Source organism: Dactylosporangium sp. NPDC000244, assembly GCF_040300725.1.
In the GTDB taxonomy this organism is placed as follows: Bacteria; Actinomycetota; Actinomycetes; order Mycobacteriales; family Micromonosporaceae; genus Dactylosporangium.
Window position 1 is genome coordinate 1 of the sequence record NZ_JBEPEH010000006.1, and the last position, 13,878, is coordinate 13,878.

10 protein-coding genes and 1 pseudogene are annotated in these 13,878 nt (G+C 73.7%); 5 read left to right on the plus strand and 6 right to left on the minus strand.

Translation table 11 applies throughout. The features are described 5' to 3' along the window. Positions 1 to 1,390, plus strand: a 1,390-nt coding sequence (locus tag ABT369_RS09905; protein ID WP_502891721.1) for a serine/threonine-protein kinase, incomplete at its 5' end; no start/stop codon positions are given. 38 nt (positions 1,391 to 1,428) lie between these two features. Here ABT369_RS09905 and ABT369_RS09910 read toward each other — a convergent pair. The 3 genes from ABT369_RS09910 to ABT369_RS09920 all read right to left on the minus strand — a co-directional run bounded on the left by ABT369_RS09910 (position 1,429) and on the right by ABT369_RS09920 (position 4,687). Further along, complete coding sequence (locus ABT369_RS09910) at positions 1,429 to 2,361, minus strand: RNA polymerase sigma-70 factor (RefSeq protein ID WP_350611349.1); 933 nt, start codon at positions 2,359 to 2,361, stop codon at positions 1,429 to 1,431. After that, on the minus strand, positions 2,358 to 3,128 hold the full coding sequence (locus tag ABT369_RS09915; protein ID WP_350611350.1) for an SDR family NAD(P)-dependent oxidoreductase: 771 nt from the start codon (positions 3,126 to 3,128) through the stop codon (positions 2,358 to 2,360). The genes ABT369_RS09910 and ABT369_RS09915 overlap by 4 nt, the downstream gene beginning before the upstream one ends. A 125-nt stretch (positions 3,129 to 3,253) precedes the next feature. Next, positions 3,254 to 4,687: an arabinofuranosidase catalytic domain-containing protein gene (locus tag ABT369_RS09920; protein ID WP_350611351.1), complete on the minus strand. Its 1,434-nt coding sequence runs from the start codon at positions 4,685 to 4,687 to the stop codon at positions 3,254 to 3,256. 171 nt (positions 4,688 to 4,858) lie between these two features. On the opposite strand from ABT369_RS09920, the gene ABT369_RS09925 reads away from it, so the two are divergent. Next, the gene (locus tag ABT369_RS09925) at positions 4,859 to 5,896 is read left to right on the plus strand and encodes a LacI family DNA-binding transcriptional regulator (RefSeq protein WP_350611352.1); all 1,038 of its coding nucleotides are present in this window, start codon (positions 4,859 to 4,861) and stop codon (positions 5,894 to 5,896) included. A gap of 173 nt (positions 5,897 to 6,069) precedes the next feature. Next, positions 6,070 to 7,434 carry a glycoside hydrolase family 10 protein gene (locus ABT369_RS09930; protein WP_502891722.1) on the plus strand — a complete coding sequence of 455 codons (1,365 nt, stop codon included), beginning with the start codon at positions 6,070 to 6,072 and terminating at the stop codon, positions 7,432 to 7,434. 85 nt (positions 7,435 to 7,519) lie between these two features. Here ABT369_RS09930 and ABT369_RS09935 read toward each other — a convergent pair whose 3' ends face one another. The 3 genes from ABT369_RS09935 to ABT369_RS09945 form a co-directional block, all read right to left on the minus strand. Continuing rightward, positions 7,520 to 8,200, minus strand: coding sequence for a hypothetical protein (locus ABT369_RS09935; RefSeq protein WP_350611354.1), 681 nt, complete (start codon positions 8,198 to 8,200; stop codon positions 7,520 to 7,522). Then, positions 8,197 to 8,532, minus strand: a complete 336-nt coding sequence (locus ABT369_RS09940; RefSeq protein WP_350611355.1) for a PadR family transcriptional regulator — start codon at positions 8,530 to 8,532, stop codon at positions 8,197 to 8,199. The genes ABT369_RS09935 and ABT369_RS09940 overlap by 4 nt, the downstream gene beginning before the upstream one ends. Before the next feature lie 137 nt (positions 8,533 to 8,669). After that, a complete protein-coding gene (locus tag ABT369_RS09945) occupies positions 8,670 to 11,060 on the minus strand; it encodes a penicillin-binding protein (RefSeq protein WP_350611356.1) in 2,391 nt (796 codons plus the stop codon). Between the two features lie 189 nt (positions 11,061 to 11,249). Here ABT369_RS09945 and ABT369_RS09950 point away from each other — a divergent pair. Beyond that, a pseudogene (locus tag ABT369_RS09950) lies at positions 11,250 to 11,687 on the plus strand (ATP-binding protein); the annotation flags it as partial. Between the two features lie 1,903 nt (positions 11,688 to 13,590). Next, complete coding sequence (locus ABT369_RS09955) at positions 13,591 to 13,860, plus strand: helix-turn-helix domain-containing protein (protein WP_350611598.1); 270 nt, start codon at positions 13,591 to 13,593, stop codon at positions 13,858 to 13,860. The last annotated feature ends 18 nt before the right edge of the window (positions 13,861 to 13,878 follow it).

The following is a 13,878-nucleotide window of genomic DNA, read 5'->3' on the forward strand; positions in this document are numbered from 1 at the left end:
TTTGTGTGGTGTGTTTTCGGTTGGGGGGGCGGCCCGCGCGGCGGGGGCGGGGGGCCCCCGCCGGCCCCCGGCCGCCGCCCTCGCCGCGCTGCGCCTGGCCCGCCAGCCGTCCGGCCGCCGCCTGCTGACCGTGCTCGTCGTCGCCGTGGCGCTGCTCGGGTTCGCGGCCACCGGCGTCGCCGTCGCCGCCGCGGCCCAGGACAGGCGCGCCGACATCGCGGTCGGCGCGAGCCGCGTGCTGACCCTCGGCCCGGTCACCCGCCAGCGCCTGCTCGCCGTCACCCGCGCCGCCGACCCCGACGCCCGCTACGCGATGGCCGTCGTCGCGTCGCCGGACCTGCTCGCCGTCGACACGACCCGGCTGTCCACCGTGGCCGTCTGGCGCGACGCCCCGCCCGACGCCGGCCGCACCCTGCACCCGTTCCCGGCGGCGGCGCCCGCGGTCGTGCGCGGCGACACCGTGGCGTTCGACATCACCGCCGCCCGCCTCGACGGCCTGACCCCGGACCTCACCGCGCACCTGGCTCCGCTGGACGGCGCCCCCGGCATCGAGGTCCGCCTCGGTTCGCTGCGGCCGGGCCGCCAGACGTACTCCGGATTGGCCGCCTGCACCGCGGGCTGCCGCCTGGCCGATCTCGAGGTCGACCTCCCCGGCACCGCCGGCCCGACGGTCGCGCTCACCCTGCACGACCCGCCGACCCGCGACTGGCGCACCCCTCCCGACGCGTCCGTCACCGCGGCCCCCGGCGGGGTCACGTTCACGCTGCAGGCCGGCGCCCGCCCCGGCGCGGGCCAGCTGCGCCCGGCCGGCGTCCCGGACCGCATCCCGGTGATCTCGGCCGCCGCACTGGACGGCCCCCTGAGCGCCTTCGACGACACGCCGGTCCCGGTCACGGTCGCCGCTACCGCCCGCACCCTGCCCCGCCTCGGCGCCCACGGCACCCTGATCGACCTCGAGTACGCCGATCGCCTGTCCGGCGACTCCGGCGTCGCCGACAACGCCGAGGTCTGGCTCGCCGCCGACGCCCCGCAGTCCATGGTGGACGCGCTCACCGCCGCGGGCCTGACCGTCACCGGCGAGCGCACGACCGCCGGCGAACGCGCGCTGCTCGGCCGCGCGGGCGGCGCCCTCGGCATGCGGTACTCGCTGCTGGCCGGCGTCGCCGCGGTGACCCTGGGCGTGGCCGGCCTCGTGGTGACGACGCTCGGCGCGAGCCGCGCGGATCTCGTCGCCCTCCGCCGCCAGGGCGTGCCGGCGCGCGTGACGCGGCGCGTGGAGCCGGCGACGCTGGCGGCCCTGGTCTTCTGCGCACTCCTGATCGGCGCGGCGGCGGCCGCGGCGGCCTGGTTCGCGATCGGCCGCTACCTGCCAGCCGTCGCACCGGCCTGATGTGGCGCCGCGTACCGCCGGGCGCGCTCATCTCCCGGTCAGTCCGTGGGCCGGCGGGCCCGCGTCGCCTCGCGGAGGACCGCCCAGGCGTCGGCCACCGGCCCCACGTGCCCGAGCTTGTCGGGGTTGATCACCGCGCGGATCGTCACGATCTGCCCGTCGAGGATGTCGAGGGTCCAGGTGTTGACGACCCTGCCGTCCCGGTCGCGGAAGATCGCGCCCGGCTGGCCGTTCACCTGGTGCGGCTCCACCAGGCCGCCGATGCGCAGGAACGGTGCGACGAGCGCGTCGAGCACCCGGGCCACGTTCTCGGCACCGAAGAAGGCGGGCTGCCACTGCGGGGCCTTGCCGCCGCTGTCGCCGACCATGCGGACGTCGGCGGCGAGCAGCGCCCGCAGCCCGTCGACGTCCCCTTCGCGGAAGGCGTCGAAGAAGCGTCCGGCGAGCTCCTCGCGCTGCCTGCGGTCGGCCTCGAACCGGGGCCGGCCGGCGTCCATGTGGCGGCGGGCCCGCACGGCGAGCTGGCGGCAGGCCGCCTCCGAGCGCCCCACCGCCGACGCGACCTCGCCGAAGCCGAACCCGAACACCTCCCGCAGCACGAAGACCGCCCGCTCGAGCGGGCTGAGCCGCTCGAGCAGGACCAGGGCCGCCATCGAGATCGAGTCGGCCAGCTCCGCCGAGCGCTCGGGATCCTCGTAGGGGTCGTCGAGCAGCGGCTCGGGGAACCACGGCCCGACGTACTCCTCCCGCCGCACGCGCGCCGAGCGCAGCACGTCGATCGAGATCCGGGTCACCACGGCCGACAGGAAGGCCTTGGCCGAGGCGGGTTGCGTCGGCGACGCCTCATAGCGCAGCCAGGCCTCCTGGGCCGCGTCCTCGGCCTCGCTGACGCTGCCTAGGATCCGGTACGCGATCGAGAACAGCAGCGGCCGCAGATCCTCGAACTCCTCGGCCCGCCCCGCGCCCGTCACCAGGGCACCGAGCCCTGCTCGTCGAAGAACCCGCCGGTCGGCCCGTCCGCGCCGAGCGTGGCGAGACGCACCAGGACCGCGGCGCCCTGCGCGACCGTGAGGACCCCGGTGTGGTCGTTGCTGTCCGTGTCGACGAAGCCGGGTGCGGCCGCGTTGACGAGGATCCCGTCCTTGTGCAGCTCCTTGGCGTACTGCACGGTCAACGCGGTCACGGCGGTCTTGGACGGCAGGTACGCGGCCGACGGCAGCAACGCCGCGAACGGGCTGTCCGGGCCGCCGCTGGTCATGGTCAGCGACGCGCCGTGACTGCTGACGTTGACGATGCGCGGCGCCGGCGAGCGCCGCAGCAGCGGCAGCATGGCGTTGGTCACGGCGATCACCCCGAGGACATTGGTCTCGAACACGGCCCGGACCATGTCGAGGTCGACGGAGCTGGGAACCTGATCGTGGGCGTCCTGGGGCGCCACCGGCCCGGAGCCGGTGATGCCGGCGTTGTTGATCAGCACGTCGAGGTGGCTGAACCGCTCCTCGATCTGCCTCGCCGCCTCCCGCACGACGGCCGGGTCGGTGACGTCCAGGGTGACCGCGATCGCGTCGCCGCCCGCCGCCCGCACCGCCACGGCGGCCTCCTCGCCGCGCCGCGCGTCTCTCGCCCCGATCAGGACCGTCATACCCAGCGCCGCGAGCTGCTCGGCCGCCCCGCGGCCGATCCCCTTGTTCGCCCCGGTAACCAGCGCAACCTTCCGGTGCGCGGTCTGTTCGCTCATCACCAGCTCCTTGCCGCGGGAGGGCGTCCCACTCGAAGAATGTGCCTTCGAAACCCGAGACGAGACAGCCCACCGAGCTGTGACGCGCGGACGGCAGTGACCCGCGCACCACCCCGGGAGCACCGTCAGCGGTACCCGGCGGCGACGATGTTCGCCTGCACGGCGCTGTCGGTGGCGTCGGACGGGTAGCCGGAGACCATCGCGCCCTCGTAGAACGTCCCCGCGCTCTGGTTCGTGTTCGTCGCGCAGCAGTCGCCGCCGCTGCCGAGCACGATGGCGCCCTGCTTGCGCATCGGGCTGTAGCCGCGGGGCAGGGCGCCGTCCCAGAGCGTGGTCAGGCCGCCGGACTGGGCGTTGCTGCCCTTGATGGCGAACCGGGAGGTGCCGTTGTTCTTCAGCATCGCGGTGACGAACTTGCTCGTGAAGGCCCGCTGGTTCGGGTTCCACGACGAGCTGCCGCCCGGGTAGAGGCCGTACTCGAGATCCGCCTGCACCCACGGTCCGGTGCCCGAGCAGCCGCCGAACCAGCAGCTCGTGCCGAAGTAGATGGCGTCCATGGCCCCGGCCCCGTCGGCGCGGCGCGTGGTCTCGCTGTTGCCGTAGTCGAAGCAGCAGCCGCTGTTCACGTGCGTGCCGCTGGTGATCATGTACATGCCCTCGGGGGCGCTGCCGGTCGGCACGCCGGAGCCGGACCCGTTGTGCCAGTAGCTGTTGCCGGCGTTGATGAAGAGCGAATAGGCCTTGCTGCCGCCCACCGTCAGCGACTCGCGGGTCGCGCTCGCCGGGGTGTCCTGACCGCCCGCGCCGCCGGGTCCCTGATAGGCGAGGTCGTTGCCGTGGCCGGACTGGTCGAACAGGATCGTGACCACGCACGAGGTGCCGGCGCAGAACGAGTCCTGGGCGGACGCGTTCGCGGCGCCGCCGCGGGTCAGCACGCCGATGTTGCGCGTGGTGTTGTCGGAGGAGCGCCGGATTTGGTACAGGCTGCCGCCGTACGAGCCGTAGAGCGCCCGGACCGTGCTGTGCGCCGCGACGCAGGGCGTGCCCCCGGCGGCGTAGATGTCGCACGGGCCGGCCGGCCCCGCGGAGGCCGAGGCGCTCGGCGCCGGGCTGCTCGGGCTACTCGGGCCGCTCGGGCTGCCGGTGCAGGCGACGCCGTTCAGCGCGAAGCTCGCCGGGGCCGGGTTGGCGCCGGTGGTGCTGCCGTTGAAGCCGAAGCTCACGGTCGCGCCGGTGGCGATGGTGCCGTTCCAGCCGGCGTCGGTCACCGTCACCTGGGCGCCGGACTGGGTGTACGAGCCGTTCCAGAGCTGGGTGACGCTCTGGCCGCCGGTGAAGGCCCACGCGAGCCGCCAGCCGCTGACCGGGTCGCCGAGATTGGTGACCTCGACGCCGGCGCCGAAGCCGCCCGGCCAGGAGCTGGTGACGGTGTAGGTGACCCGGCAGCCGGTCGTCGCCGCGGAGGCGAGGTGCGGGCCGGCGACGGCAGCACCGGTGAGCAGCAGCGCGGCGGCCGCGAGCAGCGCCGCCCGGCGGAGCGGGCGTCTGAGGTGATGCATGGGCGTGTCCTTCCGAAGAGGTTGCCGGTGACGGCCGGTCTGATCGGCATTCGCGAATGTGTGTTCGGGAGTGTTAGCGCTCACTTTGCCGATGTCAACCAGCGCCGGGTGCGACCCCGGCAGGAGCGCGGGCATAACGTTTTTCGCGAAGGCTCCCGTACACTGCCCGGTGTGATCGACAGGCTCCCGCCGGCCCCGCGCGTGCGCTGGCGCGGTGACCTGCCCGTGGCCGAGATCGCGCAGCTCGCCGGCGTCTCCCAGCCCACGGTCTCCAAGGTGCTCAACGGCCGGGCCGGGGTCGGCGACGCCACCCGCCGGCGGGTCGAGTCCCTGCTGCGGGAGCACGGTTATCGCCGGCCGGCCGCCGCGCCCGGGACGGCCGGCGTCGAGGTGCTCTTCTCCGGGATGCTCAGCTACATCGCGATGGAGGTCGTCCGCGGCATCGAGGACGTGGCCGCCGCCCGGGACCTGACCGTGAGCGCCACCGACATCGGGCGCCGGGCCGCGGCCGGGCAGTCGTGGATCGAGCCGCTGCTGCTGCGCCGCCCCGTCGGGGTCGTCGCCGCCTTCGCCGGGTTCACCGCCGCGCACCTCGAACTCCTCGACGCGGGCGACATCCCCGTCGTGACCCTGGATCCGATCGGCGACCTGCACCCGACGCCGTCCGTCGGGTCGACCAACTGGAGCGGCGCGCTCGCCGCCACCCGGCACCTGCTGGGCCTCGGCCACCGGCGCATCGGCGTGATCACCGGGCCGGTCAAGGACCTCTCCGCCCGGGCCCGCCTCGACGGTTTCCGGGCCGGGCTCGACGCCGCCGACGTGCCGTTCGACGAAGGGCTGCGCCGCGGCGGCGTCTTCACCTTCGAGGACGGCCGCGACCTCGGGCTCGAGCTGCTGCGGCGGCCCGACCGGCCGACCGCCGTCGTCTGCGGCGACGACCTGCAGGCCCTCGGCGTGTACGAGGCGGCGCGGATCTGCGGGCTGCGCATCCCGGACGAGCTCAGCGTGGTCGGCTTCGACGACATCGAGCAGTGCGCGTGGTGCGGTCCGCCGATGACGACCGTGCGCCAGCCGTTCGCGGAGATGGGCGCCGCGGCCGCGCAGCTCGTGCTGGCGCTGGCCGCGGGGGAGCGTCCGGCCCGGAGCCGGGTCGAGCTCGGCGTCACCCTCGTGGTGCGTGGCAGCACGGCGCCGCCCGCCGGTCGCTGAAACTTTCAGGTCCTTCGAACCCCTGACCCGCCCGCGGCCGTTCGGCGGGCGGGACGGCGCATTGACGTCACTCGAGTGAGCGATAACATTCGCGAAATTCATTCGCCGGATTGTGGCGCCCGCCGATGCGCCCGACCGGCATCCCGGTCAGACCCGGAAGGGGAACTTCCCTCATGACCCGAACCACTCGAGGCGGACACAGTCGTGTGCGCCTCGCCGTCACCCTCGCCGCGGTGAGCGCCGTGGCCGCGGGCGCCGCCGTCGCCCTCGCCTCCGGTGCGCAGGCCGGCAGCACGCTCGGCGCCTCGGCGGCGGAGAAGGGGCGGTACTTCGGCACCGCCGTCGCCGCGGGGAAGCTGAGCAACAGCCAGTACACCGGCATCCTCGACCGCGAGTTCAACATGATCACGCCCGAGAACGAGATGAAGTGGGACGCGACCGAGCCGTCCCAGGGCCAGTTCCGCTACACCTCCGCCGACCAGATCGTCGCCCACGCCCAGGCGCACGGGCAGCGGATGCGCGGCCACGCCCTGCTCTGGTATCAGCAGGAGCCGGGCTGGGCGCAGAACATGTCCGGCAGCGCACTGCGCAGCGCCATGATGAACCACGTCAGCACCGTCGCCGGGCACTACAAGGGCAAGATCTACGCCTGGGACGTGGTGAACGAGGCCTTCGCCGACGGCAACAGCGGCGGGCGGCGCGACTCGAACCTGCAACGCACCGGCAACGACTGGATCGAGGCCGCGTTCCGGGCCGCGCGGGCCGCCGACCCGGGCGCCAAGCTCTGCTACAACGACTACAACACCGACGGCATCAACGCGAAGAGCACCGGCGTCTACAACATGGTGAAGGACTTCAGGTCGCGCGGCGTGCCGATCGACTGCGTCGGGTTCCAGTCGCACCTGGGCGGGCTGCCGCCGTCGGACTACCAGGCGAACCTGCAGCGCTTCGCCGACCTCGGGGTCGAGGTGCAGATCACCGAGCTGGACATCTCCGGCTCCAACCAGGCCACCGCCTACGCCAACGTGGTCAAGGCGTGCCTGAACGTGTCGCGGTGCGCGGGCATCACCACCTGGGGCATCCGCGACAGCGACTCGTGGCGCACCGGCGAGAACCCGCTGCTGTTCGACGCCAACGGCAACAAGAAGGCCGCGTACACCGCAACGCTCAACGCCCTCAACGGCCCGGGCAGCACCGTGTCCACCCCGCCGGTCAGCTCCCCGCCGCCGGTGAGCTCCTCGCCCGGGGGCGGGACGGGCAACGGCTGCACCGCGACCGTCTCCCTGAACCAGTGGGACGGCGGGTTCGTCGCCACCGTCAGGGTCACCGCGGGCTCGTCGGCCATCAACAGCTGGACCGTCACCCTGCCGGTGCCATCGGGTGTGACCGTCACCGGCTCCTGGAACGTCACCCGCTCCGGCAACTCCTGGACGAACGTGTCCTACAACGGTCACGTCGAGGCGGGGCAGTACACGGAATTCGGCTTCCAGGCCACCGGGACCGCCTCGGGCCTCAACCCGGCCTGCTCAGCCGCCTGACATTGCGCACATCGGGCTGGACGCGACGCCCGATCGCGTGGCCGTGCGGTTGGCAGACCGCACGGCCACGCACACGCTTTCGGCGTTATCCGGTGGTCGTCGGCCGTTGCCGGACGCCGGGCACCATGCGGCCGGCGGCCGCCACGAGCAGGGCCACGACGACGGCGACGGCCAGCGGGGAGACGCCCAACAGGCCGAAGGCCCCGACGAGGACCCACAACAGCATCGTGACGGGAATCGCGGCGAGCAGGACGGCGCGCGGGCGCGGTGCGGGCCAGCGCAGCGCCGTGGCGACGCCCACTGCCAGGACGGCCAGGACGTCGACCTGCGCGATCCCGCCGGTGGCCACCTGGTAGGCGAGCAGCACCGCGACGACGCCCAGCATCGTGCGGCGGGCCGAGAGGATCCACGCCACCGCGATGGCGAGCCGGAGCACGGCGGGGATCAGCAGGACGAGGGCCACGCTGTGGATGGGGAACGAGTGCTCGACGCTGACGAAGGCCCTGCCGGTTCCGATGTCGTACGCCGTCTTGGCGATCCACGTGCCGATGGCGACGAGGAACGCGGCCAGCAGCAGCGATGCCGGGCCGCCCAGGCGCAGGCGCAGGGCGAGGCCGAGCACGCCGGCGGACTGGCGCGGGCTGGGCCGGGTGCGGCCCTCGTCCAGGTCGAGCAGGAGGCCGAGCAGCTCCTCGCCGCGGGTGGCGCGATGGTCGGCGGGCAGCAGGCGCAGCAGGCGGCGGTAGCGCCGCTCCAGCGGGCTCATCCGCTCAGGCCCAGCTGCGCGCGGCGAGCGAGGCGGCGCTTGGCCGCGCGCGCCTGGCTGGCCATGCGCTCCGTCTCGGCCTCGACCACGGCCGCGCCCGCGTCGGTCAGGCGGTAGTAGCGGCGCAGGCGGCCGTTCTCCACCTCGTCGCGCTCGGGCTCGACCAGGCCGCGGGCGGTGAGGCGCTCCAGCGCCGCGTAGAGCGTGCTCGCCCGGAGCCGGACGCGGTCGCCGGACAGCGCGGCCACCTCGGTCACCAGGCCGTAGCCGTGCCGGGGCTGGTCGGCCAGCCCGGCGAGGATCAGAAACGACTGTTCGCTCAATGATTCCACGCCGAGAGCATATACCGCGCGATGGTATATGCGACGCTCAGGCCGTAGGAGGCGTATCGCGCGGTCCGCCAAGGTCTCCCGGGGCCGCGCGAAGCGGAACGGTGTGGACGGGGGCCCTGCCGCAGGGCCCCCATCCGTCACTCGGGCTGGCCGTTGCTGACGACGAGCTGGACCCCGCCGCCCTTGGTCGTGGCGCCGCCCGGATTGGTGCGGTCGACGGTGCCGGCCGGGCACTTGGACGGCACCTGGGCGGCCGCGACCGTGACCGAGAAGCCCGCCTTGGCGACCTTGTCCCGCGCCTGGTCGACCGGGAGGCACTTGACCGACGGGATGTCGACCAGCTTGCCCTGCGCGCGGTCCTTCGTCGGCGCCGTGAACTTGACCTCGGGCTGGCCGGCGAGCCCGTCGCGCAGCACGCCGAGGGCCGCGTAGTTCACCGGCGCGTGCTGCATGTCCACGGTGGTCTCGGGCCAGTCCGGGTCGGTCAGGAAGCCCGACACCGCGAGCTGCTTGGTCATGACGGTGAACGTGGCGCTCTTCTCCGAGTCCGTGGTCCCGGACTTGCCGGCGATCTGGCGCTTCACGAAGCCGCGCGCGTACTGCGCCGTCGCCCCGCTGCACTTGCTGGTCGCGGACTGGTCGCCGACCGGGCAGCGGGCCATGTCCACCGCGGCCCGCGCGACCTCGGGGTCGACCACCTGCTTGCACTTCGGGTCGAGGCCCTCGACCTTCTTGCCGCTGTTGTCCTTGACCTCGAGGATGGGGGTCGGCTCGCAGTAGAGGCCGTCGGCGGCGAGGGTGCCGTAGGCGTTGGCCAGCTGCAGCGGGGTCGTGGCCGAGACGCCCAGCGTGAACGCGCCCCACCCGTCCGGCTTGGCCGCGAGGTCGGCGTCCTCCTTGGCGTTGAACTGGATGCCGAGGCGCTGGGCCACGTCCACCACGTGCTTGACCCCGACCTGCTGCTCGAGCGGGACGAAGTAGGTGTTGATGGAGCTGCCGAACGCGGTCCACATGTTGTAGGGACCGGACTGGCCGCCGGAGTTCTTGGGGCAGTAGTGGTTGCCGTTGCACGTGGCGGGGCCGCCGCCGTTGAGGATGAAGTCCGACACGAACTGCTTCTCGGTCTGGATCGTCGTGGCCAGGGGCAGGCCGGACTCCAGCGCCGCCACCGCCGTGAACATCTTGAACGCGGAGCCGGCCTGGTAGCCGGGGATGTCCGCGTCGCCGGTGATGATCGGTACGGTGGTGTTCGGGTAGTTGCCCTTCTGGCCCTTCTTGCCCGGGTTCGTGTTCTCCTTGTTGCCGCTCTGGTCGTTGCTGAAGGTCCGGTTGGTCGCCAGTGCGGTCACCCGCCCGGTGCCGGGCTGGATGGCGGCCAGCATGAGGGCGCTGGAGTTACCCAGGTGGATCTGCTGGTTCTTGGCGACGTCCTTGGGCTGCTCCTGTGCGTACTTCGCCGCGGCCGTCTGCGTCTGGATGTCCAGCGAGGTGACGATGGTGTAGCCGCCGGCCCGCAGCCGGTTGGCGCGCTGGTACTCGTCCTCGCCGAACACCTTCTGGTCGTCCCACCAGCGCCGCAGGTAGTCGCAGAAGAACCCGGCGCCGAGTTCGGGGGAGGCCTGGATGGACTCGCAGCCCTCCGGAGTCCGCTTGCCGACGATGGTCAGCTTCTCGCCCACGGCGGCATCGGCGGCCGCCTTGTCGATGTAGCCCATCGAGACCATCTGGCTCAGGACGTACTTCTGCCGCTTGACCGCCTCCGGGTAGCCCTTCTCGGTGGCGGGGTCGTTGGTGCCCGGCGCCTTCACCAGCCCGGCGATGAGCGCGGACTCGGGCAGCGTCAGGTCCTTGGGGTCCTTGTCGAAGTACACGTGCGCGGCCGCGTACACCCCGTAGGCGCCGTGGCCGAAGGGCGCGATGTTCAGGTACCGCTCGAGGATCTCCTTCTTGGAGAGCTTCTTCTCGAGGTCGATCGCGTACTTCATCTCCCGCAGCTTGCGCGTGCTGGTCTTGCCGGTGGCGTCGACCACCTCCTGCGGCGTCTGCGCCGAGTACGCGATGGCCTGCCGCACGTACTGCATCGTGAGCGTCGAGGCGCCCTGCTCGGTCCCGCCCGCGTTCTGGTTCGCCACGAACGCCCGCGCGACGCCCTTCACGTCCACGCCGCGGTGCTCGTAGAACCGGTTGTCCTCGGCCGCGACCATCGCCTGCTGCATGACCGTGGCGACGTCGTCGATCTTCACATCGCGGCGGTTCTCGTCGTACATCATCGCCAGCCGGGTCTTGCCGTCGGCGGCGAGCACGTATGAGATCTGCGGCGACGGCAGCACGACGAGGTCGCTGGACATGCTCTCGAACGTGTCCGAGCCGGTCTTCGCGGCCAGCCCCGACATCGCCACGATGGGGAACGCCGCCCCGGCGACCACCAGCCCGGCCAGGAGCCCGCACAGCAGCAGCGAAGCCGCGCTGGGCAGCAGGCGTTTCCTCAGAATCCGTACCCGGGCCACGCTGGCGTCCCCCCGTGTCATGCGGCGTCCTTGTGCGTTCGTCGTCCTCGTCCGTCCTAGACGCGGAACACGGAGCGTGAGGTTGCCACCGGTGTGAGAAAGTTTTCGCGGCCAGGGTACGGGTTCGGCGGGAACCCCGATCCGGGGGCGGCCGACCACGATCCGGGAACGTAGTCTGGCAGGGTGGCGGGCCCGGCGGACACTGGCGCGATGGCACTGCTCGAACGCGACTCGGCGCTCGCGGCGCTGGCCGAATACGCCCGGCAGGCGCTGATCGGCGACGGCCGGCTCGTGCTCGTCGGCGGCGAGGCCGGCATCGGCAAGTCCAGTCTCGTCGAGACCTTTGCGCACCGGCTGCCGGCGCACGTGCCGGCCGCCCGGATCGCCTGGGGCCTGTGCGACGGCCTCTCCACGCCGCGGCCGCTCGGCCCGCTGTTCGACATCGCCGAGGAGCTCGGCGGCGACCTGCTGGAGCGGTCGCGGGCCCGAGCCCCGCGCGACGAGCTGTTCACGACCCTGCTGCGCCAGGCCAACGCGCCCGACGAGTTGCACATGCTCGTGCTCGAGGACCTGCACTGGGCCGACGAGGCGACGATCGACCTGCTGCGCTTCCTCGCCCGGCGATTGCGCGGCGCCCGCATCCTGCTCGTCGCAACGTACCGTGACGACGACCTCTCCTCACGTGACCCGCTGCGGATCGCCCTCGGCGACCTCGCCACCCAGCGCACGACCCGGCGGATCGGCCTCGCCCCGCTGTCGATGGAGGCGGTCGGGCGCCTCGCCGCCGACAGTGGCCTCGAACCCGCCGGCCTGCACCGGCTCACCGGCGGCAACCCGTTCTTCGTGACCGAGGTCGTCCGGTCCGGCTCGCCCGCGGTTCCGGCGTCCGCCCGCGACGTGGTCCTCGCCCGGGTCGCGACCCTCGGCGACGACGCGCGGGCGGTGCTCAGCACCGGTGCCCTGATCGGCAACCGGATCGACCCGCGCCTGCTCGCCGCGGCCACCGGCGGTTCCCCGGCCGACGTCGACGAGCTGGTGCTGTCCGGCCTGCTCGTCGGCGACGGCGGGCTGCTGACGTTCCGGCACGAGCTGACCCGGCTCGCCGTCGAGCAGGCCGTCCCGCAGCACCGCGTGGGCCCCGTCCACGCCAGGATCCTGGCCGCGCTGCGGGATCTGGACAGCGACGACGACGCCGGGATGGCCTTCCACGCCGAGGCGGCCGGCGACGCGGCGGCGGTGCTGGAGTACGCGGTCCGGGCGGCCCGGCGCGCGGCCGAGCTCGCGTCGCACCGGGAGTCGGCGGCGCAGTACGAGCGGGCGCTGCGCTTCGCCGGCGACCTGCCCGTGGCCGAGCAGGCCGAGCTCTACGACGCGCTCGCGGCCGAGCTGATGCTGGTCGACCGCGGGCCGCGCGGCTGTGAGGTGGCCGAGCGGGCCCGGGAGCTCTGGCACCGGGCCGGCGACCCCCGGCGGGAGGGGGCCGCCCTGCGCCGGCTCTCGGCGGCGCTGCGGTATGCGTGCCGGGGCGAGGAGGCCGTGGCCGCGGCCGAGCGGGCACTGGCCACGCTGGAGCCGCTGGGCGCGACCGCGGAGCTGGCCGGGGCGTACGCGAACCTCGCGGTCCAGCGGATGGTGAGCGAACGGTACGAGCAGTCGATCGCCGCGGCCGACCGCGCCCGGGAGCTCGCGGTCGCGCTGGAGCTCCCCGAGGTCCACGCCGACACGCTGATCACGGAGGGCTGCTCCCGGGGGGTCGTCGGCGGCGACTGGCTGGGACTGCTGCGCCAGGCGCTGGACACCGGCCTCGCGCTCGGGCTGGACGCGCAGGTCGGCCGCGCCTACGTCAACCTGCACCGCATGCTTTGCGCCAAACACCGGTTCGCCGAGGCCGAGCGGTACTACCTCGAGGGCGTCGCCTACTGCGACGAGCACGAGGTGCGCACGTACGCCACCTGCCTGCGCGGCGACTGGGTCAGCACCCTGGCGAGCACCGGCCGCTGGGACGAGTCGCTGCGGCGCAGCGAGCACCTGCTGGCCGGCGCGCTCGGCGCCTCACCCCTCAACCGGGTCGACCCGCTCGTCTGCGTCGGCGTCATCCGTGCCCCGGCGCGGCGCCGACGGTGTGTGGCCGCCGCTGGACGAGGCCGCCGAGCTGGTCGACGGCATGGCGGCGCCGCAGTGGGCCGCCACCGTGCGGGCCGCCCGCGCCGAGGCCCACTGGCTGGACGGAGCGCTGCGGCCGGCCCGGCGCGAGGCGGAGCTGATCGCGGACGCCGCCGCCACCGGCGACGAGTGGGCCCGCGGCCTGGCCGACTTCTGGCTGCGCCGCACCGGCTCCGGCCGCCGGACCGGGGGAGCCCTGGCCGAGCCGTACCGGCTGGAGGCCGCCGGCGACTGGGCGGCCGCGGCGGACCGGTGGGAGGCCGACGGCTCGTCCTACGTCGCCGCCCTGGTCCTGCTGGAGTCCGGCGACGAGCCGTCCCGGCGGCGCGCCCTCGCACTGCTGGACGACCTCGGCGCGACGGCCGCGGCGCGCATCGCCCGGCAGCGCATGCGGCAGGACGGGGTCCGCTCCGTCCCCGCGGGTCCCCGCGCCGCGACCCGAGCCCACCCGGCGGGCCTGACCCGCCGCGAGCGCGAGGTGCTGGACCTCATCTGCGCGGGCCACACCAACGCGGAGATCGCAGGCCGGCTGTTCATCTCGGTGAAGACCGTCGACCACCACGTGTCGGCGGTGCTGGGCAAGCTCGGCGTGGCGACGCGTTCGGGCGCGGCGGCGGAGGCGGTCCGACTCGGCCTGGCCCCCACAGCGCCCCGCTGACGTCGCTGGTCATTGTCG